The organism is Neisseria sicca VK64, assembly GCF_000260655.1.
GTDB lineage: Bacteria > Pseudomonadota > Gammaproteobacteria > Burkholderiales > Neisseriaceae > Neisseria > Neisseria sicca_B.
In genome coordinates this window covers 1-26,540 of the sequence record NZ_AJMT01000087.1, presented here as the reverse complement: position 1 = coordinate 26,540, position 26,540 = coordinate 1, and the positions used below count along the sequence as shown (strand labels likewise).

Annotated in this window: 24 protein-coding genes and 1 pseudogene; 10 read left to right on the top strand and 15 right to left on the bottom strand. The window is 50.7% G+C overall.

Annotated features, from left to right (window positions below; genetic code table 11):
* Window positions 1–167: 167 nt before the first annotated feature.
* On the bottom strand, window positions 168–3,317 hold the full coding sequence (locus HMPREF1051_RS05225) for a DNA translocase FtsK (protein ID WP_003765423.1): 3,150 nt from the start codon (window positions 3,315–3,317) through the stop codon (window positions 168–170).
* A gap of 138 nt (window positions 3,318–3,455) precedes the next feature.
* Here HMPREF1051_RS05225 and HMPREF1051_RS05220 point away from each other — a divergent pair, with 138 nt between their 5' ends.
* The 5 genes from HMPREF1051_RS05220 to HMPREF1051_RS05205 all read left to right on the top strand — a co-directional run bounded on the left by HMPREF1051_RS05220 (window position 3,456) and on the right by HMPREF1051_RS05205 (window position 7,342).
* A complete protein-coding gene (locus tag HMPREF1051_RS05220; RefSeq protein ID WP_003765363.1) occupies window positions 3,456–4,136 on the top strand; it encodes an energy-coupling factor ABC transporter permease in 681 nt (226 codons plus the stop codon).
* A 76-nt stretch (window positions 4,137–4,212) separates the two neighbouring features.
* On the top strand, window positions 4,213–4,656 hold the full coding sequence (locus tag HMPREF1051_RS05215) for a hypothetical protein (protein WP_003765428.1): 444 nt from the start codon (window positions 4,213–4,215) through the stop codon (window positions 4,654–4,656).
* A gap of 58 nt (window positions 4,657–4,714) precedes the next feature.
* Window positions 4,715–5,062 carry a hypothetical protein gene (locus HMPREF1051_RS13145; RefSeq protein ID WP_003779004.1) on the top strand — a complete coding sequence of 116 codons (348 nt, stop codon included), beginning with the start codon at window positions 4,715–4,717 and terminating at the stop codon, window positions 5,060–5,062.
* Window positions 5,063–5,316: 254 nt separating this feature from the next.
* Entirely contained in the window at window positions 5,317–6,858 is a 1,542-nt protein-coding gene (locus HMPREF1051_RS05210; protein WP_003765386.1) for an OFA family MFS transporter, read from the top strand.
* 283 nt (window positions 6,859–7,141) lie between these two features.
* The gene (locus HMPREF1051_RS05205) at window positions 7,142–7,342 is read left to right on the top strand and encodes a hypothetical protein (protein WP_003765401.1); all 201 of its coding nucleotides are present in this window, start codon (window positions 7,142–7,144) and stop codon (window positions 7,340–7,342) included.
* Window positions 7,343–7,473: 131 nt separating this feature from the next.
* Here HMPREF1051_RS05205 and cah read toward each other — a convergent pair whose 3' ends face one another.
* The 4 genes from cah to HMPREF1051_RS05185 form a co-directional block, all read right to left on the bottom strand.
* Window positions 7,474–8,232: a carbonic anhydrase gene (cah, locus tag HMPREF1051_RS05200; protein ID WP_003765414.1), complete on the bottom strand. Its 759-nt coding sequence runs from the start codon at window positions 8,230–8,232 to the stop codon at window positions 7,474–7,476.
* 316 nt (window positions 8,233–8,548) lie between these two features.
* On the bottom strand, window positions 8,549–9,280 hold the full coding sequence (locus tag HMPREF1051_RS05195) for a phosphoadenylyl-sulfate reductase (protein ID WP_003765388.1): 732 nt from the start codon (window positions 9,278–9,280) through the stop codon (window positions 8,549–8,551).
* 130 nt (window positions 9,281–9,410) lie between these two features.
* Entirely contained in the window at window positions 9,411–10,469 is a 1,059-nt protein-coding gene (gene dinB / locus HMPREF1051_RS05190) for a DNA polymerase IV (RefSeq protein ID WP_003761139.1), read from the bottom strand.
* A 143-nt stretch (window positions 10,470–10,612) separates the two neighbouring features.
* Window positions 10,613–11,107, bottom strand: a complete 495-nt coding sequence (locus tag HMPREF1051_RS05185) for a hypothetical protein (protein WP_003756439.1) — start codon at window positions 11,105–11,107, stop codon at window positions 10,613–10,615.
* 214 nt (window positions 11,108–11,321) lie between these two features.
* Between HMPREF1051_RS05185 and HMPREF1051_RS13135 the strand changes: the two genes are divergently transcribed.
* The 4 genes from HMPREF1051_RS13135 (at window position 11,322) to ubiT (ending at window position 14,433) form a co-directional block, all read left to right on the top strand.
* The gene (locus HMPREF1051_RS13135) at window positions 11,322–11,726 is read left to right on the top strand and encodes a hypothetical protein (RefSeq protein ID WP_003778993.1); all 405 of its coding nucleotides are present in this window, start codon (window positions 11,322–11,324) and stop codon (window positions 11,724–11,726) included.
* Between the two features lie 343 nt (window positions 11,727–12,069).
* Window positions 12,070–13,077 (top strand): ubiquinone anaerobic biosynthesis protein UbiU, encoded by a 1,008-nt coding sequence (gene ubiU / locus HMPREF1051_RS05175; protein ID WP_003765351.1) that lies wholly within the window; start codon window positions 12,070–12,072, stop codon window positions 13,075–13,077.
* 11 nt (window positions 13,078–13,088) lie between these two features.
* On the top strand, window positions 13,089–14,006 hold the full coding sequence (locus HMPREF1051_RS05170; protein ID WP_036492002.1) for a U32 family peptidase: 918 nt from the start codon (window positions 13,089–13,091) through the stop codon (window positions 14,004–14,006).
* Window positions 13,993–14,433: a ubiquinone anaerobic biosynthesis accessory factor UbiT gene (gene ubiT, locus HMPREF1051_RS05165; protein WP_003765348.1), complete on the top strand. Its 441-nt coding sequence runs from the start codon at window positions 13,993–13,995 to the stop codon at window positions 14,431–14,433. Before HMPREF1051_RS05170 ends, ubiT begins: the two co-directional genes overlap by 14 nt.
* Before the next feature lie 322 nt (window positions 14,434–14,755).
* Here ubiT and HMPREF1051_RS05160 read toward each other — a convergent pair whose 3' ends face one another.
* The 8 genes from HMPREF1051_RS05160 to HMPREF1051_RS05125 form a co-directional block, all read right to left on the bottom strand.
* Window positions 14,756–16,207: an alanine/glycine:cation symporter family protein gene (locus tag HMPREF1051_RS05160; RefSeq protein WP_003765435.1), complete on the bottom strand. Its 1,452-nt coding sequence runs from the start codon at window positions 16,205–16,207 to the stop codon at window positions 14,756–14,758.
* Between the two features lie 104 nt (window positions 16,208–16,311).
* On the bottom strand, window positions 16,312–17,781 hold the full coding sequence (locus tag HMPREF1051_RS05155; RefSeq protein WP_003765429.1) for an aldehyde dehydrogenase: 1,470 nt from the start codon (window positions 17,779–17,781) through the stop codon (window positions 16,312–16,314).
* 12 nt (window positions 17,782–17,793) lie between these two features.
* Window positions 17,794–18,657: a 4-hydroxy-tetrahydrodipicolinate synthase gene (gene dapA, locus HMPREF1051_RS05150; RefSeq protein WP_003765431.1), complete on the bottom strand. Its 864-nt coding sequence runs from the start codon at window positions 18,655–18,657 to the stop codon at window positions 17,794–17,796.
* Window positions 18,658–18,700: 43 nt separating this feature from the next.
* A complete protein-coding gene (locus tag HMPREF1051_RS05145; RefSeq protein ID WP_003765437.1) occupies window positions 18,701–19,948 on the bottom strand; it encodes an NAD(P)/FAD-dependent oxidoreductase in 1,248 nt (415 codons plus the stop codon).
* Window positions 19,945–20,910: a proline racemase family protein gene (locus HMPREF1051_RS05140; RefSeq protein WP_003756414.1), complete on the bottom strand. Its 966-nt coding sequence runs from the start codon at window positions 20,908–20,910 to the stop codon at window positions 19,945–19,947. Before HMPREF1051_RS05140 ends, HMPREF1051_RS05145 begins: the two co-directional genes overlap by 4 nt.
* A gap of 170 nt (window positions 20,911–21,080) precedes the next feature.
* Entirely contained in the window at window positions 21,081–21,764 is a 684-nt protein-coding gene (locus HMPREF1051_RS05135; RefSeq protein WP_003756412.1) for an AraC family transcriptional regulator, read from the bottom strand.
* 122 nt (window positions 21,765–21,886) lie between these two features.
* On the bottom strand, window positions 21,887–22,123 hold the full coding sequence (locus tag HMPREF1051_RS05130; protein ID WP_141765237.1) for a hypothetical protein: 237 nt from the start codon (window positions 22,121–22,123) through the stop codon (window positions 21,887–21,889).
* Window positions 22,124–22,139: 16 nt separating this feature from the next.
* Window positions 22,140–23,852 carry a proline--tRNA ligase gene (locus tag HMPREF1051_RS05125; RefSeq protein ID WP_003765395.1) on the bottom strand — a complete coding sequence of 571 codons (1,713 nt, stop codon included), beginning with the start codon at window positions 23,850–23,852 and terminating at the stop codon, window positions 22,140–22,142.
* Window positions 23,853–24,301: 449 nt separating this feature from the next.
* Between HMPREF1051_RS05125 and fghA the strand changes: the two genes are divergently transcribed.
* A complete protein-coding gene (fghA, locus tag HMPREF1051_RS05120; RefSeq protein WP_003765421.1) occupies window positions 24,302–25,150 on the top strand; it encodes an S-formylglutathione hydrolase in 849 nt (282 codons plus the stop codon).
* Window positions 25,151–25,233: 83 nt separating this feature from the next.
* Here fghA and HMPREF1051_RS05115 read toward each other — a convergent pair whose 3' ends face one another.
* Both HMPREF1051_RS05115 and HMPREF1051_RS05110 read right to left on the bottom strand, forming a co-directional pair.
* Window positions 25,234–26,073, bottom strand: coding sequence for a DUF4198 domain-containing protein (locus tag HMPREF1051_RS05115; RefSeq protein ID WP_003765408.1), 840 nt, complete (start codon window positions 26,071–26,073; stop codon window positions 25,234–25,236).
* A 219-nt stretch (window positions 26,074–26,292) separates the two neighbouring features.
* Window positions 26,293–26,540 (bottom strand): annotated as a pseudogene (locus tag HMPREF1051_RS05110) (hypothetical protein); the annotation flags it as partial.

The following is a 26,540-nucleotide window of genomic DNA, read 5'->3' as shown; positions in this document are numbered from 1 at the left end:
ACAGTACTGGTTTAAACTTAATCCACTATAAAATCCGCAAAATGAAAATAAAAATACAAGCCGCCTAAATCTCGGCGGCTTGTCTGTGTAAGAATGAATGGCGGTATTGTACCAAAATCAGGGGAAACTGCAACGGCAATCGGCTTTTTCCCTGCTCTGGTGTGGCTTTAGTCCAAATGTTCGCTGCTTTGTGCCAAAACGGTACGGTTGCCGTTGGTTTCGGCAGGAGAAACGATACCGTCTGCTTCCATTTGGTCAATCAGGCGGGCGGCGCGGTTGTAGCCGATGCGTAATTGGCGTTGGATGCCCGAGATGCTGGCTTTGCGCGTTTTCAGAACGACGGAGACGGCTTCGTCATACATCGGATCAACTTCGCTGTCGCTGCTGCGGCTGATACCCGGCAGATCGTCGGTTGTGCCGCTCATCAGAATATCGTCAATGTAATCCGGTTCGCCGAATTGTTTCAGATATTCGACTATGCGGTGTACTTCGTCGTCTGAAGCGAATGCACCGTGAACACGTTGCGGATAGCCTGTACCGGGCGGCAGGAACAGCATATCGCCTTGTCCGAGCAGGTTTTCTGCGCCCATTTGGTCGAGAATTGTACGGCTGTCGATTTTGCTGGACACTTGGAAAGCGATGCGTGTCGGGATGTTGGCTTTAATCAGACCTGTGATGACATCGACGCTGGGGCGTTGCGTGGCAAGGATCAAATGAATACCTGCCGCGCGGGCTTTTTGGGCAAGGCGGGCAATCAGTTCTTCGATTTTCTTGCCTGCGGTCATCATCAAATCGGCAAACTCGTCAACCACGACTACGATAAACGGCAGTTTTTCCAAAGGTTCGGGATCGTCGGGCGTCAGGCTGAACGGGTTGGCAATTTTCATGCCTTGTGCGGCAGCTTCCATGATTTTTTGATTGAAGCCCGCAAGGTTGCGCACGCCTACATGACTCATCAAACGATAGCGTTTTTCCATTTCGTTGACGCACCAGTTGAGCGCGTTGGCCGCCAGCTTCATATCGGTAACGACAGGCGCGAGCAGGTGCGGAATGCCTTCGTAAATGCTCAATTCCAGCATTTTCGGGTCAATCATAATCATGCGCACGTCTTCAGGCGTCGCTTTGAAGAGCATAGATAAAATCATGGCATTAACGCCGACCGATTTACCCGAACCGGTCGTACCGGCAACCAGCAAATGCGGTGCTTTGCCCAAATCGGTAACGACCGGCTGACCGGTAATGTCCTGACCGAGCGCGAGCGTCAGCTTGGATTTGGATTCGGCAAACGCGGGCGAATTGAAGATTTCGCTCAGGCGTATCATTTGGCGTTTCGGGTTCGGCAGCTCCAAGCCCATGCAGGTTTTGCCGGGTATGGTTTCGACGACGCGGATAGAGGCAACACCGAGCGAACGGGCAAGGTCTTTTTCGAGGTTTATGACCGAATTGCCGCGCACGCCGACATCAGGTTCGATTTCGTAACGCGTAATCACCGGACCGGAATAGGAATCCACGACTTTGACTTTGACCTTAAATTCCGCCAGCTTTTCTTCGATAGTGATGCTGTTGTTTAACAATTCTTCTTCGGTCTGCGTGGCGGCAGGGTCGAATTGGGGCGGTAGGAGCAAGTCTGTGGTTGGCAGTGGGTACTTCAGGTCGTCTGAAAACTTGTAAAACGCCCCGGTCTCTTCTTCTGAATCTGCATCAGCATCATCGGCAGCATAACCCGTCGCAAGATCGGCATGATGTATCGGCTGATGATGTTCAAAGGCAGAAATTTCCGTATCTTCCGTATGGGCGGATTCAGTTTCAGCATTTCTCTGTACATTTCCGCCTGCGACTTCATCCTCCGTTTCGGATTCACTGATTAAGTAATCATGAATCGAGCGGACAGGATTGTCGCTGACATGCGCATTGACTTCAGAATGGAAAGCAGGGATTTCCCAAGCGGGGCGCGCTACCGGAGGATCGACGATTTCCGGCGCAACAGGTGGCGGCGTAAAGCTCGGCGGCGTCGGGATATCGATTGGCGTCGGGGTAACGGTCGGTACTTCGGGCGGCTCGACTACGGTTGCGGTAGGGGCGGGCTGTCTTGAAATATAGACTGCTTTTTCTTTTGGCGGAGCGACAGGTTCGGTGCGAAGCGTTTTAGGCGGGAACAGCGGTTTGCGTGTGACGGAACGCTCAACCGTTTGCTCAGACCGCAGATCGGCTTCTTCCGACAATTTCACCTGCGCGGCAGCAGATTGCTGCTTGCGCGCCAGTTTTTCCGCCGCCGCTTCAGCATGGCGAACCGTCCGTCGGCGGCTTGCAGGAATCAGGTTTGCCAAAATTTCATCGTTTTGAATGATTTGCGGCTGGAAATCGCGCACAGGCGCAACAGCGGCGGCAAGGCGCTGGCGTGCTGCCGTACTTCGAGCCAATGTGTTCCGAATATCCGTCACATCAATCTCTGCACGGCTATCCAGATTGTCAACGACAGGCAAAATGGCTTCGCGCTCGGCTGTGCGCAATGCGGTTTGCACGGTTTCGATATGCGGAGCACTGGCTTTGGGGATTTGGATGCCATTGACGCCCGCCATGACGCGCTCGCGGGTCCGGCGCAGTACGGGATCGTTGAAATCGATAATCTGCAAACCTTTCATCGGTGTTACCGATGCGCGGATGGGTTGGATTTCCCCGTCATCGTTATTCCGGTCGCCTGCAGGATGGTTGACGGTCTGTTGCTCTTCCCATTCCTGTAACGCCGCTTCATTTAGCGAACGGGTCGCCTCTTCCAAAGTAATTTCTTCAAAGCCTTCGTCTTTAACGATACGGGGAATATATTCAGGCTCTTCGGTTTCGACAAAAGGAACGATATACGGCGTATCTTTCCTTTCGGCTGCGTGTTGTTGAGGCGGCTCGGCTTGGGGGACTTGTTCTGCCGACGGATTTTCAGACGACCTTTCAATATCGGCATCTTGATGATATTCGTGTTTTGCTTCTTGGCTTTCGAAGAAATCCGCTATGTCTTCCATACCGGTTTCAGATTCTTCGTGTTCAGTGTTTGCCGGTTGCTCGGATAATTGCTCCTGCTGCGGAGTGTAACGCGCCGCCATCAGGCGCAGGCGTGCGATGGTTTTTCCGTATGCCGCTTTGGCATCTTCTGAAAATTGATGTGGAGAATCAGCATCCTGACCGTTAGGAATATATTTGCCCTCTTGCATGCCGCGCTCTAAGCGCGCCAATTCGTGCTGCCACTCACGTTCTTGTTTTCTGTGCAGCCAAAATACGCCGCAAATGGCACACAATAAAATGATAATCAGCACTGTCCAAAACATTCGCTGTTTCCCTTGAAATAAACGGCAAAGGTCGTTATTTTAGCGTGTTTCAGCACTAAACAAAACAAGTCCGCAGTGAATTTCGTCTGCGGGGTATAATGCAGGTCGTCTGAATATTTACCCTCGGTCTGGTTTCGTATGAATTTTCAAGCCGCATGGTTTTCCAGTTCGATTTTAATCGCTGCTTGGCTGCTGTTGTCTACTCTGCTTCTCGCTTACGCGCGTCCGGCATGGCGATCCATGCAGAAACACCATTCCGCCTTCATCCTCTCGGCCCTGATACTGACGACCGCATGGTGCCTGAATGCAATGACTGACGAAGGGCAGCTCGCGCAAATGAGCTACCACCTGCTTGCCATGAATTTGGTTGCCTTAATGATTGGCGCACCCGCTGCATTATGGCTGGGTTCGGCTTTGCTTCTTCCTTATCTTTTATTGTTCAACGGTGGCGACGGATACGCCTATCCCGTCAACGCCCTCGCCTTGCTCTTACCGCCGCTTATCGTCAATCAGCTCTCTTGTCGCTTGGTCAACCGTCTTCCCGCTAATATTTTTATCTTCATTTTTGTCAACGGCTTCATTGCGTCCGCCGTAGGCATGATGCTGACCGGATTGGTACTGGTCAGCGTTTTGGATATCAGCCATGCCTTCCCAACCTCCGTACTTTGGACCACTGCCTTTCCTATTTTCATCCTGATCGCCTGGGCGGAAGCCTTTCTCAGCGGCATCACTACCGCCATTTTCATCGCACTCAGACCGCAATGGATCAACACTTTTGACGACAACCGATATTTGAAATCCAGCAATAAAATTTGGTAAACGGTAAAGGGTCGGTAGTACATGAGGAATTGATATTTCAAGTTATAGACCGCAATGAGGTCATAAGGTCATAATGATGGATATAACATCTTTCTTAAAAACGGGCAGATTTAAAGATTTATTTGTTGGTATGTCGTATAGTGACTTTCACAAGCATAAACGGTTTAAAAAGCTGACTAAATGGTTATACGACGAAGGTAACGTAGAAGGTGGTTTTTCCATTTTTTGGAAAGGATTGGAGGTTGGGGTTACGGATGATATCGTTTATTCATTGTCAATAGACCCTTGTTTTAAAGGCGTTACCATTGCAAAGCAATATAAAATTAATAGAAAATTAACTATTGAGAAATTGATAAAATATTTGTTTTTTGCTGATATTGGATGGCAGTTTGTATCTAGAGACGAGTGGGAACATGAGTGTGAAATAAAAACCGAAGGTGGCGTTTCTATTGTCTTTTCATTTGATTTAAAAGGGGTAAAAATTTCTAAATTTTCTATTTCATGGGAAGAGGGAATATAAGGCTATACTCCAAAATCGCCCTCTACTTGAAATTAAAAAAACAAACAGTGAGTAAGTTATGGAAACCTTTTTTAACTATGTTATATCTCTAGCAGTGTCATCATCTAGTTTGCCTTATATTTCAAACTATTATTACGACTCGCAATATGAATGGTTAAAAATATCCATATCTAAAAACAATACTACAAAAGTGTGCGGAAATATCGATATAAGCAAAACCAATCTGCAATATAAACTGCTTTGCGGAAAAGAAAATGGAAAGGGGCTGATTTCATTGGATAAAATAAAATTTCATTACGAAAAGAGCATCTTTTCTGCACAAAGTACCACAAGTGGAAAAGTGCTTTTTTCAGTTTCCTGCACGCAAGAACAATGTAGAGATATAGAAAAATATATTGAGAAGTAATAAGGCTTGAATACATTTTCAAACTCTTTAGGTCGTCTGAAAACCAATTTTCAGACGACCTTTTATCTGAGATACGGATATCATCAAACCATCTTCAAATATCGTCATTTATGAATGATTTTTCTCTTTCTTACTCAAAAAACTCATGTTAAGCGGAGTAAAGCCCATGCGGAAGCGTGGTACAATATTGTCAACAATTTAAGGCGTTTTCCTCGCGGAGAACGCTGTTTTTCATTCGACATCAAGAGGCTTTTATGAAATTTTTAGACCGTGAGGCGACGATTGCCAAGCCGGGTTTCAACCGTTGGCTAGTGCCGCCTGCCGCTTTGGCGGTGCATCTTGCCATCGGGCAGATTTATGCGTATTCCGTGTTTAACGCGCCGCTGACCAAGCTTATCGGTATTACCGAATCGGCTGCCGGGGATTGGAAGCTGACGACTGTGGGCTGGATTTTCAGTATCGCGCTGGCTATGTTGGGCGCGTCTGCTGCTTTGTTCGGCACTTGGATGGAGCGTGTCGGCCCGCGCAAGGCGATGTTTGTCGCGGCGTGCTGTTTCAGCTTGGGCTTTTTTGTGTCGGCACTCGGCGTCAGTACGCATAATCTGTTTCTCCTGTATTTGGGCAACGGCGTGATCGGTGGCATCGGCTTGGGGCTGGGCTATATCGGGCCTGTGTCCACTTTGATGAAGTGGTTTCCCGACAAACCGGGCATGGCGACGGGTTTGGCGATTATGGGGTTCGGCGGCGGTGCGATGCTTGCTTCGCCGTTGTCCGTATCATTGATGAATGCGTTTTCAGACGACGTGTCGGTCGGCGTTGCACCGACTTTTGTCGTTTTGGGGCTGTTTTACCTTGTATTGATGATGTTCGGTGCATTCACCATCCGCGTGCCGGCGGAGGGTTGGAAACCTGAAGGCTATGTCGCGCCGAAAGTGAAAAACAAGCTGGTCAGCAGCAATCATGTCAATGTTTCCCAAGCGATGAAAACGCCGCAATTTTGGCTGTTGTTTTGGGTGTTATGCCTGAACGTGACTGCCGGTATCGGCGTTTTGGGGCAGGCTTCGGTCATGATTCAGGAGCTGTTTTCAGAGGCGTCGGTCGGCAAACAAGCGGCAATCGGCGCGGGGGCGGCGGCAGGTTTCGTCAGCCTTTTGAGCCTGTTCAATATGGGTGGGCGGTTTTTATGGTCCAGCGTTTCCGACAAACTCGGACGTAAAAATACCTACACCATCTTTTTCGTACTCGGTTCGCTGCTGTATTTTGCCGTTCCGTCCATTGGCGAGAGTGGAAACAAGGCTTTGTTTATTATTGGATTTTGCGTCATCATTTCCATGTATGGCGGCGGTTTTGCCGCGATTCCGGCTTATTTGAAAGACTTGTTCGGTACTTATCAGGTCGGCGCGATTCACGGACGTATTTTGCTGGCGTGGTCAACCGCTGCCGTAATCGGTCCGGTCTTGGTGAACTACATCCGCCAAAGCCAAATCGACAGCGGTGTTCCCGCCGCGCAGGCATACGGCGTTACCATGTATATCATGGCGGGATTGTTGATTGTCGGATTGCTGTGCAACCTTGCCGTCAGATCGGTTCATGAAAAACACCACGAAACCGACATTAAAACAGCGGCGCACAGCGGCAATCCCGATGACGAAACCGCCGTTTCCGATGCCTACTTGCTGCAGGAAAAAGTTGCGGCAGGCGGTTTTTCGGTTTGGTGGCGTTGGACGTTGGTCGGCGTCCCGCTGGCTTACGGCGTGGTGATGGTGTTCGTCAAGGCATTGGATTTGTTCCGTTAGGCTTTCGGATGCCGACGTTAGGTCGTCTGAAATGCAGATATGGGTTTTCAGACGACCTTTGAGCGGAAAGACCGGCTTTTGTTTGTATAACCGTCTGATTGGTAAAAGCATTAGTGTGCAATGCCGATTGAGATAAGGTTTACACGAAGTATGGCGGGGTAAATCGGCAATTTATACCGGACCGGATTTGTGATACATTTTTGCCTTCACAAACCGCAGCAAGCTGCCGGTCAAACGGGAAATCTGTCTTCTTCCCGTTTGTTGACCCATGATAGGAAAAGAAATGTTTTGGTATATCGTAGGATTTTTTGCTTTCGTAGTTGCCGTCCTTGCGCTTTGGGTGAATGCCAGCGCATTTGGTATGCAGGAGGACGGCACGCCGCAATCGGAATATGAAAAACGCTTGGGTTTGGGGGCAAAATTGAAGGATAAGGAAACTGCTATGAAAGAACGCGAAGCAGCAAGGTTTCATCCTGATGATTGATGCTGCATTGCGATTCTTCCTTCGGATATGCGGTGGATTCGGTGTTCTGAAACCTTAGACCATCATGTAAAAAGGTCGTCTGAAACCTAAATTTGGTTTTCAGACGACCTTTTCATTTACGGCTTTACCGTTTATTCGATGACAACGCGCGCGTTAAGCGGCTGGACGGGGCGGCTGTTGTGCGAACCGATGGCGCGGGTGAATTTTTCTGCCTGCGCCTGATCGATGTGGTCGTAGGTTTTCAATACCAGCCACGATACGCCTTCGCTGCACGGCGGCGTGGTCAGCGAACCGGCAAAGCGGTAGTAATTCAGCCGTTTCGGCAGCAGGGTGCCGGCGTCGAAAGCTTTGTCGAGGTTTACCTTTCCTTCTTTCATCGGCATCACGTTCCATATAGGCGCGAGGCGGTCGTTGGTTTTGCCAGGTTCGTACAATACTGCCAATACTAAAGGCTGGCGGTTTTCGTCCAAGTGGACGAAGTGGGCTTCCATCGGGAAGGTGCGGCCTTTGATTTGGTTTTCACTGGGTACATGGAAATGGAATTGTTTCAGGGTGTAGGTGCGGCCGTTCACGCTGAGGGTATTGCCGCCTTCCGGGTAGTTGACTTGAATGGTGTGGCCGTTGTTTTCCACGTTAACCGTGCTCGGCTTGTAATTGACTTTGATGGCAGGCAGTTTGCCGGAGACGGTTTCGGTGATGTTGACGGGGGATTGGTTTTTGCCTGTGGAACACAAACGGAACTCTTCAGACAGATTGCCCCAGCTTTCGGGGGAGTCGTGTCCGGTGTAGCCCCAATGGGTGTGGTTTCCATGTGCGGCGGCGGAGAATGCTGCGAAGGTGGACAGCAGGAAAACAGTCAGACGAGGCAACGTACGGGTCAAGCAGGGCATTGCAATATCCTTTCTGTGAGGAGGAGGGGAAAAGCATTGCGGTGCGTATGTAGATTATTGTTATTTTTTATTTAACCATAGCCATATTAAATCATTAGGTCAAGCCTTCTTGGGTTAATTCTGTTAAGGCTATGAAGTTAAGGCGAATTCATTTTTTAAAAAACGATATTGTCGTTTTGAAAATTGATAATAATTTGAAATAGAAAATGCCTATTTTTCACCCCTTAAAAATTTAAGGAAAGCCGACTCGTGAAAAAGGTCGTCTGAAAACCTGAATTTGGGTTTCAGACGACCTTTTTGCCTTGCCTGACAAGGATTATTTGTGCAGGCCGCATTCTTTGCTGTCTTTGCTTTCCCACCACCAGCGTCCGGCGCGGATGTCTTCGTCTGCTTTGACGGGGCGGGTGCAGGGTTCGCAGCCTATGCTCGGGTAGCCTTGGAAATACAAGGCATTGAGCGGGACGTCGTAGGCTTGCGCGTATGCCCAGACGTCGTTTTCTTCCCAGTCGAAAATGGGATTGAACTTGGCGATGTTGCGGCTGTGGTCGGTTTCTTCGAAATCCAATTCGCTGCGGGTTGCCGATTGGCTGCGGCGTTGTCCGGTCAGCCAGGCGGGGGCGTTTTTCAGGGCGCGGTTGAGCGGCTCGATTTTGCGGATGTGGCAGCAACGGCGGCGCAGCTCGACGCTGTCGTACATGGCGGTTGCGCCGAATTCCTGCTCAAACTGCCGTGCGCTTTCGGGATCGGGGTGGAAAACTTCCAGCTCGGTTTGATAACGGACATTGACGGCGGTAATCAGGGCGGCGGTTTCGGGATTGAGCTTGCCTGTGTCGAGGGTGATGATGCGCAGGGGGAGTTTCAGGCGGCAGATGGCGTCGGTAATGATCATGTCTTCGACGGCAAGGCTGGAGGCGAAGACGGCTTGCGGATAGCGGCGGGCGATGTGTTTGAGGCGGGTTTCGAGCGTGGCGGTCAACTCGGGCAGCCGGCGCCGTTCGGCTTCGCCTGTCGTCGGGATGCGCCAAAGCTGGGGGCGGAAGAGGGACATGGTTGGCTTGTTCCTTGGTTTTTGTTTTCAGACGACCCCTCTTGCGGCAAAAGGGGTCGTCTGAAAGTTTGTACGGAACATTATTGTCGGGCGGTCTTGCGCGAAGGGGAAAGAATGCTTTTCTATTTCTTTATAACCAAAGCGATTGCTGCTGGTCTTTCGGTACGAGGTGGTTCACGCCTATGCCGATCAGGCGGAAGGCGTCTTCGCGCTGGGGCGGCACGCGCTGCATCAGGGTTTGCGCGGCGCAAAGCAGGGCGTCGGTGTCGGGCAGGACGGAAGAGTAGGTCAGGGAGCGGGTGATGATGCGGAAATCGTGGGTTTTCAGCTTGAGGGTTACGCCTTTGGCTTCGACGTTTTTGCGTGCGATTTGCCGCCACAGGTCTTCGGCAAGATGGGGCAGATGTCCTGCCGCCTGTTCGAGCGACAGGTCTTCGGGCAGGGTGATTTCGGTGGAGATTTGGAGGCGTTCGCGTTCGGCTTTGACGGGGCGTTCGTCCGTACCGCGCGCCAAATCATAGAGGCGGTAGCCGTAGCGTCCGAAATGGTTTAACAGTTCGCCGCGCTCGAAACGGCGCAAATCGCCCGCCGTCTGCATGCCCAGCGACTGCATTTTTTTCAGCGTGACTTTGCCCACGCCGGGGATTTTGCCCAAGGGCAGGGTTTCCAAAAAAGCCATGACTTTGTGCGGCGGCAGGACGAATTGCCCGTTCGGCTTGCGCCAGTCCGATGCGATTTTCGCCAGAAATTTGTTCGGCGCGATGCCTGCGGAGGCAGTCAGACCGGTTTCCGCAAAAATGGCGGCGCGGATTTCTTTGGCAACTTCGCTGGCGTATGGGATGTTTTTGAAATTATGGGTCACGTCAAGATAGGCTTCGTCCAGCGACAGGGGTTCGATTAAATCAGTATAGCGCCTGAATACGGCATGAATCTGCGCGGAAACCTGACGGTACAAATCAAAATGCGGCGGCACATACACCGCTTGCGGACACAGCCTTTTCGCCGTCGCCACCGACATCGCGGAATGCAGCCCGAACTGCCGAGCCTCATACGATGCGGCGCAAATCACTGAACGCGCGCCCTCCCACGCGACGACCACGGGCAACCCTTTCAAATGCGGCTGCTCGCGCAGTTCTACCGATGCGTAGAACGCGTCCATGTCGATATGGATGATTTTGCGCTGGGACATTGAAGACGGTCGGGAAGGAAAAAGAGACAGGTATTTTAGCGGAAAACGATAGGGGAAGGTCGTCTGAAACGGTATTTGGTTTTCAGACAACCTTTGATCAGGGAAAGCAAACAGACTTTGCAGATTTGCCCGATGGCTTGAACCTACGCCGTTTCATGCGCCCATTGGGGCAGGGTGGTTTTTTGTTTGCAAAAGGCGAACAGACGCTGCCCATTGCACTTTTCAAACATCAGCTCTACGCCGCTTTGCAAACGCAAAATCAGGGCGGAAGGCGTATCGATTTTGATGAAGTCGATATGGTGTTGCACAAGTTTGGCAATGGCGGAATACAAATCAAGCTTGTCCGCGTGCCTGAAAAACCAAGGATTTAAGCTTAACCAACGCCCGCCGTTCAGCGAGGTACCGGGTTGGAAGTCCGCCCGGATTTGAGTCAGGCGGTCGTCTGAAAAATGCAATTCGATATCGCCGTAGAGCCAAATGTTCCACCCCTTTTTTACCAAAAGCCCTTTGGGCACGCATTCGGGTGCAGGGAACATTTGCAGGATCATCTCCGCCGTCTGTCCGATCTCCAGATAATCAAATCGGCCTGTGGTCAAAAAGTCGTACATATCGACGGAAATCGGGAAATGGTAGCGCATGGTCGTTTCAGACGAGGTGTGAAATATGGGCTATCTTAGTTCAAAATACAAATACAATCAATTCTTATTTTTATTTATTTGGCTCATTAAAAGAAATTTGTCGGCAAGGCTGATTACTCAAGACAATATTAAGATATTGATAATGAGTTTCCCAATACGCAAATTTGCCATATGATTATCCGCGTTTCATCATCATTTATCCAGTTTATCAGCTATGGCATACATTTTTATATTTTTAGTCGGATGCTTCATTTTCATCCTGATTGCCCGCAGAGTACGGCCAGCGCCTGAAATCATTTGGGAAAACGAACCGCTCATCTGCATCAGTCTCGGTAATTTATTGGATAACGAACGGATTTATTTTGGCAAAAACGAGATTTTCATTTGTGAAGGCAGTGAAATCAAAGCACGTCATCCTCTTCAAGATTTGATTTATTTGAGTAGGACGATGATGGCCCTTTTCGGTACTCATGTTTGGCGGCTGGAGTTTAGAGCGGATGGAAGCCAAGTTGCTTATCATTTTTATCCCAAAGCCGACGGATTCGCTATTTTTTATAAACAACTGGTTCAAAATCATCCGCGTACCATTATGGACTGTTGGAGTGAGTGGAGGAGATAGGCAGTTTGGGGCTGCAAATGAATAATTTTAGCCCTAGGTGCGATTATTCGCGTTGAGTACATAAAAGGTCGTCTGAAACCTGTTTCAGACGACCTTTTATTGTAAAAATCTATAAATTTAATAGATAATAACTAATCTCATATTATCAAATTGGAAAAGATAACCCGCTGATTAACTTGATATTTAATATGGTTAAATTATGTTAACTAAAACATACGTTATCCAAACCTGATTTCACAGTTGATTTAAATCATAATATCTTGTGTCCAAATCTCTAAAATACCCGAAATCATACTAGATATTGATTTTTGAATAACAAACTACAAGAGTCGAGGAACGCAAAATGCCGAAAATCCCTGAGTTGGTTTGTCCCGCCGGTAATCTGCCCGCTTTGAAGACGGCGGTGGACAATGGCGCGGACACGGTGTACATGGGGCTGAAAGATGCGACGAATGCGCGCAATTTCCCGGGGCTGAATTTCGATATGAAATCGGCGCAGGAAGGAGTGGCTTACGCCCATGCGCGCGGCCGCAATGTATTGATGGCCATCAATACTTTTGCCCAGGCGGGGCAAATCGAGCGGTGGCATCGGGCTGTCGATACGGCAGTGCAACTGGGTGCGGACGCGATAATCGTCGCCGACCCTGCGATTATGGCTTACGCCGCCGAGCGTCATCCTAATTTGAGGCTGCACATGTCGGTGCAGGGGTCGGCGACCAATTATGAAGCCATCAATATGATGAAGGAGCTGTTTGGCATCCGCCGTGCCGTGCTGCCACGCGTTTTGACCGTGGATCAGGTCAAGCATGTGATTGACAATACGGATGTGGAAATCGAAGTGTTCGGTTTCGGCAGTTTGTGCGTCATGGTGGAAGGGCGCTGCATTTTATCGAGTTATGCGACGGGCGAATCGCCGAATATGCAAGGCGTGTGTTCGCCGGCGAAGGCGGTGCGCTGGGAGCAGCTGCCAGACCGTATGAATGTGCGGCTGAACCAAGTGTTAATCGACCAATACAAACCGGACGAACCGGCAGGCTATCCGACCTTGTGCAAAGGCCGTTTCGAGGTGAACGACGAAACCTATTACGCGCTGGAAGAGCCGACCAGCCTGAATGTTTTGGAAATGTTGCCTGAACTCATCAAAATCGGTGTATCCGCCATCAAAATCGAAGGCCGCCAGCGCAGCCCGATGTACACGGCGCAGGTAACCAAATCGCTGCGGCAGGCTTTGGATGCGGCCGCTGCCAATCCGGCACATTTCAAAGTCAATCCGCTATGGAACAATGCTTTGAGCAAGGTTTCGGAAGGGCATCAGACGACCTTGGGCGCATACAGCCGTCCGTGGAAATAAGGGGAGGGAAAATGAATCCGATGAAACTATCGTTGGGGCCGGTTTTGTTTTTCTGGCAGAAGGAAGCGCTGCTGGAATTTTACGCCGCCATGCTGGATGCGCCGGTGGATACCATTTATTTGGGTGAAGTGGTGTGTTCGCGCCGCCAGAAAATGCGTTTTGCCGACTGGGTCAGCCTGGCGGAAGATTTGGCGGAAAGCGGCAAGGAAATTATTCTGTCGTCGCAGGTGCTGCTGGAAAGCGAATCCGATTTGAAACGCCTGCGCAAAATCATGGGGCAGGACAAATTCAAAGTCGAAGCTAACGACATGGGCGCGGTCAAGCTGGCGCGCGAGCACGGCATTCCCTTTGTCGCCGGCGCCAGCCTGAACATTTACAACGAAAGCACGCTGGCGCTGTTCCAAAAACTGGGCGCATATCGCTGGATTGCGCCGTCCGAGTTGAGCCGTGATAAAGTTGCCGAAATCATCAAGGCTTCAGACGACATTGAAACGGAATTGTTTGCTTGGGGCAAAATGCCTTTGGCGTACTCTTCACGCTGCTTTACCGCGCGGCATTACAACCTGAACAAAGACGGCTGTGAATTCCGCTGCTTGGATTACGAACAAGGCATGGACATGAATACCCGCGAGGGCAAGCCGTTTTTAACCATCAACGGCATCCAAACCATGTCTTACGGCTGCCAAAACCTGCTGCCGCACCATGAGGATTTGCGGCAAATCGGTGTGAACATGCTGCGCCTGTCGCCGCAAATGCACGGTATGACGGAAATCGTCCGTATCCACCGCGACGTATTGGACGGCAAAGCCGCATTGGCGGATGCGCTGCCCGAATTGGAACGACTGACCACCGGCACGCTGGTGGACGGCTATTGGCACGGCCAACCGGGTATCGAAGCCGTGAAGGAGGAATATTATGGCGTTGCCTGAAATCGTATTGCCCGCATGGGCGGGAAAAATCGGCGGTAAATTACCGGGCAGGCCGCCGCGTTTCGCTTTGGTTTTTGCCCTCAACACCATGCTCAAACGCGGATTGCTGCCCGCCGACATGAGCCTGTTTGACGGCAAAAAATTCGAAATCGACGTATTGGACGCAGGCATCAAGGTGCGTTTCACTGCCAATGCCGAAAAATTTATCGATGCGGACTTCTTCGGCACGCCCGATTTGCGCCTTGCCGCCAACGGCATCGACTTTATGCGCATGATGATGCGCGAGGAAGACCCCGATACTTTGTTTTTCAACCGCAAACTGCAAATTGAAGGCGATACCGAGCTGGGGCTGATTACCAAAAACCTGCTCGACAGCGTGGACTGGCCGTTCGGCGATTGGTTTTTGAAACGGCAGTTGTCCGACTGAACGCAGAGTTCACACATTTGGATTTGAAGTGCAAAGATTTTCCAAGCAGGAAGTCTAGTGCACATTAGTGGGATCAGGAATCGAATGAAAATACTAATGAGCCGCTTTGACAGTATTTTTTGAAAGGGAAGGATTTCAGGCAAATTTAGACATGTCCTGGTACACCATATACAGTAGTGCCGAACAACACACCTACATAACTGTTGTGTTATTCGGCACCAAATGAGGTACTTATTAAACGGGTTTGCTCAATTAAATCAGATGTTGCACTTAAAACCTAGATCCTCCAACTACTTTGCTCATCTATCGTAACGGAGCAAACTTAGCGCCTATCATGTTGTTGCATATGTTCTATCCAGAATTCGGCATTCTCAATCCCGGCTACACGCGGGTCGAACGCCGGATCAAGGCCGGCTTTTTTCTGGCGGTCGTAATCATGCAGCGCACGTAAGGCGGGTTTACTGAGAAATACGATAGCAATCAGGTTGAGATAACACATGCTGCCGAAGCCTATATCACCCAAGCCCCACATCAGGCTGGCGGACTGTACGCTGCCGGTAAACACCACCGCTAAAAACACCAACCGCAGAATCATACTGAGTATCGGGTATTTCAGCTTTTGGTCGAGATAGAGCAGCGCAGTTTCGGCGATGTAGTAATAAGCCAGCAGGCAGGTAAAGGCAAAGAAGAAGATGCCTACCGCCACAAATGCGCCGCCGAAATTACCGAACACAGTACCCAATGCAGCCTGCGTGTAAGCAGAGCCGGCTTCCACGCCGGGAATATTTTCCACAAGCGGCGTTTTCATGCCGACCGGATGTACGTTATACATACCGGTAATCAGAATCATGATAGCGGTGGAGGTGCAGACAATCACGGTATCGATATACACCGAAAAGCCTTGCACCAAACCTTGTTTCACAGGATGGCTTACTTCAGCGGCAGCCGAGCTGAACGTTGCTTCGCCTGCACCGGCTACGTTTGAGAACACGGCGCGACGCACCCCCCAGGAAATCGCGCTACCGACAATTCCGCCGAATACCGCGTCCGTACCGAATGCGCTACCGATGATCAGGCTTAAGGTTTCGGGGATTTTAGATGCGTGGTTTATCAACACAATCAGCATCAAGCCTACATAACCTAACGCCATTAGGGGGATAATGCGGTCAGCAGCACGGGCGATGCGTTTGGTGCCGCCGAAAATCAGAAACGCCAATATCATGGAAACTGCAGCACCGGTGCTCCATGCAGGCAGTGCGAAGGCGTTCTCAAACGATGTAGCAATGGTATTGGCCTGAATGCCCGGCACTAACACGCCGTAGCTCAGGAAAATCACTACGGCTACCAGCACTGCAAAGGCTTTCATCTTTAAGCCGCGCTCGATGTAATAAGGAGAGCCGCCGCGGTATTCCGTACCGACTTTGGTTTTATAAATCTGCGCCAAAGTGGATTCTACAAACGCGCTGGCACCACCCAACAGAGCCATCACAATCATCCAAAATACAGAGCCCGGACCGCCTGCGGCAATAGCGGTCGCTACGCCGGCGATGTTGCCGACACCAATGCGTCCCGACAGCGACATGCAGAATGCCTGAAACGAAGAAATACCCGCACCGGACTCCTGCTTTTCATTCAGTAGGCGGATCATTTCAGGCAAATAGCGGAACTGCACTCCTCTAGTAATAATAGTGAAATATAAACCGACGGCTAAAGCCAGATAAACCAAGCCGTTGCCCCAGATATAATCCACCAGTGTACTGACGATCTTTTCCATCTCTTCTCCTTTGCGGTTTTGTGTAGTTATTAGAGGTCGTCTGGAAAAAGGTTTGTGTTGGTTACAAGCCTGTCGGTTTCAGACGACCTGAGCTTTATTTTGTGTTATTCCATAAACCAAATGGTTTTTGCCTGCGTGTATTGCTCAAACGCTTCCACACCTTTGTCGCGACCGCCGAAACCGGATTGTTTATAACCGCCAAACGGTGTGGCAATACTGCCTTCTGAAAAACCGTTTACCGATACCGTACCTGCCTGAATTTTGCGAGCAACACGGTGGGCGCGGCTTACATTGGATGTGTAGAACGAAGCGGCCAGACCGTAATCCGATTGGTTTGCCAAACGGACGGCTTCTTCTTCGCTGCTGAATGTGGTTACCGCCAGCACCGGGCCGAATATTTCTTCCTTAAACACCGTCATATCCGCAGTTACACCGTCGATAATCGCCGGATCGAAATACCAGCCTTCGCCGGTTTGACCGCCGGTGATCAGTTTGCCGCCCTCTTTCAGCGCGGTATCGAAATAACGGCACACCTTATCAAAATGAGCTTCTTCCACCATCGGACCGAGGTTGGTTTCAGGCAGGCGTGGATCGCCGACTTTCCAGCCTTGCTTGAGGTCGTCTGAAAGTTTGGCCAGCAGGGCATCTTTGATACTTGCTTCCACAATTAGGCGCGAACCGCAGCTGCAGTTTTCGCCCATATTCCAGAACGCGGCGGCTAAAATCGACGGTACCGCTTTGTCTATGTCCGCATCGGCAAACACGATTTGCGGACTTTTGCCGCCGCATTCCAAGACGATTTCTTTCAAATTGCTTTGCGCCGAATATTCCAAGAAATAGCGTCCGACTTCGGTCGAGCCGGTAAAGGCCACCATGTCCACATCTTGATGCACACCCAAAGCCTTGCCGACCGTTTCCCCCAAGCCGCAAACCAGCGTCAGCGCTGCTTCAGGCACGCCCGCTTCATGCGCCAGTTGCACCATGCGGTAGGCGCTCAGCGAAGTCAGTTCGGCAGGTTTTACAATCACCGAATTGCCCGCCGCCAAAGCAGGTGCCACTTTCCATGCAAACATCTGCGCGGGGAAGTTCCACGGCAACACTACGCCGACCACGCCGACCGGATCATACACAATCAAACCCAGTGCGTCGTTGCCGGTTGGCGCAACGCGACCGAAGGCTTTATCCACATATTCGGCATAGAAATAAAAGGTTTCGATGGTGGCGGGCATATCGGTGTTGATACACTCGCTGATGGGCTTGCCAGCGTCGATACAGTCCAACGCAGCGAGCTCTTCGGCGTGTTCTTCAATCAACTGCGCCCAACGCAGCAGTACGGCACGTTTTTCAGATGGGCTTTTGCCTGCCCAAAGGTCGTCTGAAAACGCAGAACGCGCGGCACGCACGGCGGCATCTATATCCTGTTCACTGCCGTCGGCGATGTAACCGATGAGTGAATTGTCGATGGGCGTGCGGTTTTCCAGCTTTCTGCCCGAATCGGCGTGGTTCGGAATCAAATTTCCCGCCCACAGGCTGCCTGTTTTGGCGGCCTCGAAGATTTGTTCAATGGTTCTCATGTGGTAGCTCCTTTATTTCAACAAAGCCGTAAATTCAGCAGCATCCTGCATGGTCAGATTGTGCAGCGGCAGGCGCACTTTGCCGGCGGGTTTGGTACCGTTTAAGCAGCCGATTTTAGCTTTTTGGTTGTAGTCGCCCGACTCCATCGAATGCAGGGCGGGATAAAGGTCGGTAAGAATCTGGCGGGCTTTATCCCAATCTTGGGCTTGGGCGGCGTTAAACAGGGCAACCTGCTCACCCGGGAACACATTGGCCGCACCTGCAATCCAGCTTTTCACGCCCCAGAAGAAGAAATCCAAAGGTTGGTCGTCGCAGCCGCACACGACTTGGAAATTGTCGAATTTCGCCTGGATCATACGCAGCGCGTTAGAGAAATTGCCAGTGCTTTCTTTGATACCGACGATGTTGGGATGCTTCGCCAAATGCGCCACAGTTTCAAATTCGAGTTCTACGCCGATGCGCGCGGGAAAGTTGTAGAGAATAATCGGCAAGTCGGTTTTAGACGCCACATATTCAAAGTGCTCGATAATGCCTTGCTGCGACGGCAGGCTGTATGGCGGCGCCGACAACATCAGCCCGTCGTAGCCTAATTCTTTAGCTCGGGCGGCGCGTTGTGCAGCCACTTCGCTCGACATATCGCTGACACCGGCAATCAGCGTACAACGGCCGGCAGCGGCCTTCACGATGGTGGTCAATACGGTTTCGCGCTCGGCTTCCGACAAAGCGTAATACTCACCCGTGGTGCCGCAGGCTACGATGCCGCGCACGCCTTTAGCAATAAACGCGTCCACCAATTCGGCCAGCAGCGTGGTATCCACTTGATTGTCGGCGGTAAACGGGGTAACGATGGGAACTAAAATACCTTCGATATTCATATGTTTCTCCTCTTGAAATGAATCGTGATTCGGTTTGTTCGCTTCAGAAACGGCTAAAACGGTAAGGGCTTAAATCTATTGCAGGCTGTTCTCCAAAATACAGGGCTTTCACCAGTTTTGCGGTGAGCGGTGCTTGGGTTAAGCCTAAATGCTGATGCCCGAATGCCAGCAAAATGTTTTCTTTTCGGTCGATTACCGGCAGAGAATCAGCAATCGACGGTCGGAACCCCATCCACGGCACGGCACCTTGCCGGTTCAGACGACCTTTGAGCATAGATTCTGCCAAGTGAAAGAGCTGCTGAGCCCGTTCTATATTCGGCGGTGCATCCAGCCCGGCAAACTCCACTGTACCGGCCAGGCGCAAGCCTGCGTTCATGGGCGTCATGATGAATTTGCGCTCAAAGCTGCTCACCGGCACGTTCAAAATATTTAGGCTTTGCGGCAACATCAGGTGGTAACCGCGTTCCGTATCAAGCGGTACGTCGCTGCCGCACAGTTTTTTCAACCATGGTTTAGAAAACGCACCGGCAGCAATCACCACATGTTTGGCTTCAAACGCCTTACTACCGCCTATGATGCGGAACAGGTCGTCTGAAAATAATTGGATATCGGAAACGTCGGTATGTTCACTGATCGTACCTCCCGCCTGTATGAAAGCGTGCTGTAAATCAGCCGCCATACCTGCCAAATCGACCACATGACCGGTATGAGGGTAAAACAGCGCACCGCGTTGCGTATCGGCCAGCGCAGGTTCGCGTTCATGCAGACCGGCATAGTCAAGCCATTCGTTGACCACACCTAATTCATTCAACACCCTGCCGTGTTTCTGTAACGCTGATTGCCCGTTTTCGGTTTCGCACACCAACAGCGAACCGTCGATACGGATATGTTGTTCCACTCTCCATTCTTGTGCAAACTTCCTCCATGCAGCCAAAGCAAGACTGTTTAGTGCCATCAGGGCGCGGTGGCTGTGCTGGAAGCGTTTGGGCGTAAGGTTGTACAGCAGGCTGAACAGCCACGGCGTGATTTTAGGCAGGTATTTCCAGTCCAGCCGCAACGGTCCAAGCGGGTCGAGCAGCATTTTCGGCAGTTGCTTGAGCACGTCCGGCGATGCAATCGGAAACACCTGCTCGGTGGCGATATGCCCGGCATTGCCATAAGATGCTCCTCCGCATACAGTGTCCCGCTCTAACAACAGTACGCTTTCGCCGCAACGCTGCAATTCCAGCGCGATGCTCAATCCGACGATGCCGCCGCCAACCACGGCTGCAGAAAAAATTTGGCTGCTCATGATGTTTCAATTCCGTAGCGGAACGGATCATCCGCGTTTACAAAAATTTCCGATGCCGCATGAATATGTGCCTCTCCCTTGATGGTGGGGATTATCAGACCTTCCGAATGAAGGTCGTCTGAAAGTGTTTCATAAGAAGCAGCAAAGCGGCTGCCGATTATGCTTTCCTGCACCCACTCTTTTTCAGATGGCCACACGCCGTCTGCAGCCAAACAGGCCATCTTCGCGCTGGTGCCCGTGCCACAAGGCGAGCGGTCGTAAGCTTTGCCGGGACAGAGCACAAAGCTGCGGCTGTCTGCATTATCGGTTTTCCCGAACAGCTCGATGTGGTCTATTTCCTGCCCATCTTTGCCGGTAATGCCCTGCGCATTCAGCGCGGTGCGGATGCGCCATGAAATATCAGTCAATTGCTCCAGATTGTCGGGCGCGATGGTGCAGCCGTGGTCATTCACCAAGAAAAACCAGTTACCGCCCCAAGCAATATCGCCGGTGATGCTGCCAATGCCCTCAACGTCAAGCGACACATCTTTACGGTAGCGGTAAGACGGCACGTTGCGCACGCTGACCGAGCCGTCTTCATGCAGCGTACAGCGCACATCGCCCACCGGCGTTTCGATGGTATGCGTGCCGATATCAATGCGTTTGAGGTGTTGCAGCGTTTTAATCAAACCGATGGTGCCGTGGCCGCACATACCCAAATAACCGCTGTTGTTAAAGAAAATTACACCGGCGCTAGAGGCGGGGGATTTCGGCTTGCACAACAACGCCCCTACCAAAACCTCCGAACCACGCGGCTCCAAAATCAGCGCACGACGCAAATGGTCGAAACGTTTGGCAAAATCTGCGCACTGCTCTTGCGGGCTGTTGCCGGAAAGCTCGGGAAATCCGTCATACACTACACGGGTCGGCTCACCGCCGGTATGGGAGTCAATCACGGAAAAAGTATATTCGGTATGCGGCATAGCAAAATCCTATCGCTAAAAAACTTCCGTTAACCTTACAAAATCGCTGCTGCTGCCGTCTTGATGAATTTCCCGTTTTTTATGCGGAAATGTGCACACTCAGACACACTTAAAACAAAAAATGCCTGTCTGAAAACTATTTTCAGACAGGCATTTCCGTACGGTTACTGTTATCTTGATTTCTTAAATTCAGATGGTACCAATCCTACCAATGCCTTAAACTGACGCGTAAATGCACTGTGATCTGAATAGCCGCAGCGGGCAGAAATTTCCGTTACCGACAAGCCTGTTTCCAACATCGCCATGGCTGCTTCGATGCGTATTTTTTGAATATATTGCGAAGGTGTGATGTGGAAAATCTTTTTGAAATAACGCTCGATTTGGGCGGTGGAAAGACGTGAAACGGCTTCCAAGTCTTTCATTTTTATGTTTTGGTCGAAGTGGCCGGCAATGTATTTTTCAATCAGCGCGACTTTTTTATTCAGCTCAGGGCGGTTGCTGTCATTGGTTTCCACATCCACAGACACACCAAGCATGGCAATAATTTCACCCAAAGGATTGCGCACCGGCATTTTATGCGTGATACACCAGCCCAGTTCTCCCGAAGCATAAGTATGCAGCTCCAGCTTATTGTTGATGATTTTGCCGTCGTTCAAAACTTCCCTGTCCTGCTGTGTATAACGTTGTCCCCATTCCGACTGAAACAGGTCTTCCGATGTTTTCCCAATCAAAGCCGCCATATCTGACAATTGTAAGCGGTGCAACAGCGTATCGTTGGCATAGACATACTCCGCCCGCATGTTTTTTACAAAAAACACCGTACTGGGCAATACCTGCAAGACAGGTGCAAACATGTTCAGACTGCGGATAAGGTCATTCACATTTTCCGGACAAACTGAAAGAGGAAAAGGGCTGGAAGGCATGGTTGTTGGTATCCGTGAAAGTTACGATAATAAAATATCTCGAATCATTGCAGCTATACATCTAAATACACTTTGAACATACGCGAAGCCAAAGTTGCCGTCCAGCTTGAATTTTCAGATTCATTAGTAGCGCCGCCCATCTTTTTCATAAAAATAGCAGAGGTGGTAAAAACATACTTGACTAAATAATCATGTGTTTTCCTGATTTTTACTGCTGATTTTGATTTCAAAATAAAGAAGGTCGTCTGAAACCTGTTTCCAGTTTTCAGACGACCTTCTTTCATCTGCATCCGTTTTAAACCGTCATTAGTCTTTCAATGCAGCCAATACTTTGTCGGCGATTTCATTCAAGCCCACGGTTTGTGCCTGATTGTCGCGGCGTTCGGCGTATTCGACATTGCCTTCTTTCAAGGCGCGGTCGCCGATGACGATGCGGTGCGGAATGCCCAGAAGCTCGGAGTCGTTCAGCAATACGCCTGCACGTTCGTCGCGGTCGTCGAGGAGGACGTCTGCGCCTGCGGCCAGCAATTCGGCGTAGATTTTGTCGGCGGCTTCGCGTACGGCGTCTGATTTTTTGTAGTTCATCGGTACGATAACGACTTCAAACGGCGCCATCGCTTTTGTCCAGATGATGCCTTTTTCGTCGTTGTTCTGCTCGATGGCGGCGGCAACGACGCGGGTGATGCCGATGCCGTAGCAGCCCATTTCCATGATTTGCGATTTGCCGTTGTTGTCGAGGAAGCTTACGTTCATGGCTTGGGTGTATTTGTCGCGTAATTGGAAAACGTGTCCGACTTCGATGCCGCGCGCCAGTTTCAGACGGCCTTGTCCGTCGGGGCTTTCGTCGCCTTCGACAACGTTGCGTAAATCGACAAACTCAGGCTCGGCGGCGTCGCGTCCGAAGTTGAAGCCGGTATAGTGGTAGTCGTCTTCATTCGCGCCGATAACCCAGTCTGCGCCTTTTTCGGTGGCGAAATCGGCATAGACTTTGCCTGTGAAGCCGACGGGACCGAGCGAGCCGCCGTTTGCGCCGAACTGCGCACGGATGGAGACAGGGTCTGCCATGGTCAGTGGCGATTTCACGCCTGCGAGTTTTTCGGCTTTGATGTCGTTGAACTCATGGTCGCCGCGCAACAGCAATAAGACGATTTCGCCTTCGTTTTCGCCTTCGACAACGATGGATTTCAGCGTTTTTTCAATCGGAATGCTGAGGAAATCAACCAATGAATCAATGGTTTTGACGTTCGGCGTGTGTACTTTGGCCAGCTCTGCCTGAGCGGCCGCGCGTTCGCCTTTGAGTGGCAAGGTCGGTGCCAGTTCGATATTGGCGGCGTAATCGGAAGTGTCGCTGTATGCAATCACATCTTCACCGCTTTCCGCTAATACTTGAAACTCGTGCGAACCGGTACCGCCGATGCTGCCGGTGTCGGCGGCGACGGGGCGGAACTCCAAGCCCAGACGGGTGAAGATACGGCAGTAAGCGTCGTACATGGCATCATAGGTCGTCTGAAGCGAGGAGTAGTCGGCATGGAAGGAATAAGCATCTTTCATGACGAACTCGCGCGCGCGCATGACGCCGAAGCGCGGACGCACTTCGTCGCGGAATTTGGTTTGGATGTGGTAAAAGTTTTTCGGCAGCTGTTTGTAGCTGTTGATTTCTTTACGCACGATGTCGGCGATGACTTCCTCGCAGGTCGGACCCATGCAGAAATCGCGGTCGTGGCGGTCTTTCAGACGCAGCAGTTCTTTACCGTAAAATTCCCAGCGTCCGGATTCCTGCCACAGCTCGGCAGGCTGCACCACCGGCATCAGCAACTCCACGCTGCCCGCGCGCGCCATTTCTTCGCGCACGACGTTTTCGACTTTACGCAACACGCGCAGCCCCATCGGCATCCAAGTATAAAGGCCGGATGCGTTGGCTTTAATCAGACCGGCGCGAATCATCAACTTGTGGCTGGCAAGCGCGGCTTCGGCAGGGGCTTCTTTCAGGGTGGAAATGAAAAATTGGCTGGCTTTCATGGTGTGTTTTTCTGTGTAAAAAAGTAAGCGCGTATTGTAACGCGAAAGGCAGGGGGATTGAAGTTTTTCCCCATAGGGAGGTCGCCGCTGCCTTGCTTGTTCAGTCAACTCATTTGACATTTATCGGGCGTGTCAATCACTTTTTATACACAATCCCGCATTGGCTTGTTTTGCTTATAAATTTTTCCCAAAAAGGCTTTAAAATTTTTTATTTTTATAACCAATTGATTTTATTGTATTTTATTTGACTATTTTTTAAGCACCGAAAGGCTTGGGTTGTTCCAAAAGCAAAAATTCCGATTACCCAAAGCTTATCAACAAACTTATCCACAGAGTTTGTGTATAGATTGGTGTCGTCTGAAACCATACCGTTCGATAGGTTTTTAAAAGCCCGTAACGCGATCTTTCTGTTAAGATGATGCCTTCACTTTTTTCACGCCATACTATCTATGTCCGCACACGAATTACACCTGCTTTCCCGCGCCAAAATGTTCAACGGTCATCAAGAGCAATACCGCTGCTTTTCCGAAACCTGTCAAACCGATATGACTTTCGGCATCTACCTGCCGCCGCAGGTATTGAAAGGCTATCCCGCGCCGGTCTTGTATTTCTTGTCGGGATTGCACGGCGACGGCTCGGAACTGATACGCCAAACCGGCATCCAGCGTTTTGCCGCGCAATGGAACATCATCGTCGTTTTTCCCGACACCTCGCCGCGCGGCAGCCATATCAGCGACAGCGCGAACGAATTTATCGGACAGGGCGCGGGATTTTACATTGACGCGACCGAACAGCCGTGGGCGGTGCATTATCAGATGTACAGCCATATCAGCCGCGAGCTGCCCGAGTGGGTGGAACGGCATTTCCCCGCCACCCAAGAACGCAGCATCTCAGGTTTCAGCATGGGCGGACACGGCGCGCTTTTCATCGCCCTGAAAAATCCGGGACGCTACGCCGCCGTTTCCGCGTTTGCACCCTTGTGCCACCCGACCGCCAGCCGGGGCGGGAAGCAGGCGTTTGCCGCCTATCTGGGCGCGGAATCGGAGGCTTGGCAGGCTTATGACAGCACATCGCTCGTTCAGACGACCTCCCGCAAGCTGCCGATACTTATCGACCAAGGCGGTGTAGATCCATTGTTCCCCGACGAATTGCAACCCGAAGCCTTCGTCAATGCTGCCCGCGCCAACGGCTTTAATGTGCAATACAAAGTCCGCCCCGGCTACGGACACGATTATTTCTTCATCGCCAGCTTTATCGACTCTCATATCGAGTTTCATGCTGAGGCATTGGGTTTGTAAATCCACTATAAATTTAATCCACTATATAAAGAAAGGTCGTCTGAAAACCTTTTCAGACGACCTTTTTGATCTTTCACACTCAATTAGTGTTGATGATGATGGTGTTCATGCCGTTCAGCCGCGCGTTTCGTTCCGACGGGCATAATCAGTGTTGCATAGGCATTGTCTTGTTGGCAAACACTTTTATCGGCATAATCCGCCTGATGGGCGGCTTTGATTTTCCACAAACCTTCAATCAAAGGAATCACGTTGACGACGCCGTCTTTATCCGTTTTCCCTGAGAAACCTTGCGGCTCGCGGTGGTCATGTGTCGCCGCCAAGTCCATTTCCGCCAGCGTATCCGAGCTTGCCGTTACCGTCGCTTTTGCCAACGGTTTGCCTTTATAAAGCACTTTAACCGGCAACAGGCCGCCTACCTTGACTTCATTCGGATTTTTCAGCGGCACCAGTTCCAACTCATGACCGACCGGACGGGTCAACACGCTTTCATCCACGCTTGCGCTGCCCACTTGCAAAAACGCTTTGCCGAACATCTGAGCCTGTTCGCAATAAGTCGCGCCGGGCAGGTCTTTCAAGGTTTTCTGTTTCCAGCCTTCGCTGTTTTGCGACCAGAACGTCGGTTTGTACACCGCGCCGACCCAATACGAACCGTCTTTCAGACGAGATTTGGAAACATATTGGTAATTTTCACCTTTATTCGTCAAATCAACGGTTTTTCCGGATTTGTCCGTCAATTGCAGCGGTTTGAAAATGTGCACACGGTCGTCGGCGATTTTTTCAACATTCGGGAAATCATGGCTGTAACCCAAATCCGCTTTCAACGTACTGCCCGAATCCAAACGCACCGGAGCCGACACCCACAAATCATGCGCCTGCGCCGCCATACTCAAGCCCAATGCGCCAAGTATCCATAATTTTTTCATGTTTCTTCCTCAAATTTGATTGTTTACGGTTCAAAAGCCAACGGAAAGCCCGAAAAGCAAGGCAACCTTACTCTTTTTATTTCGAAATGTAAATATTATTGATGATTGTTTGTAGTTACAAAGAACTATAAATCCTTAAAGGGACAACAGAAAACAAGAGGTCGTCTGAAAACCTTGAAATTAGGTTTTCAGACGACCTTTCAGTATTGGGAAGATGGATTATTGCGCTTCCAGTTTTTTCAGCAGATCAGGCATGGCTTCCTCGTTGTAGCGGTAATAGCGGACGCTGTCTGTACCTTCTTTATTGGTCATCTCCAATACGTTGGGTTTGCCTTCCAGCTTCAGCAGCAGCGGAACTTTGAATTTGACGGTTTTGCCGATTTCGTCAGGTTTTTGTTCGGGCGCGCCATCGTTGTGGCTGACGGTGTAGTTGGTTATGGTTTGACGGAATTCTTGTCTCCAACGGC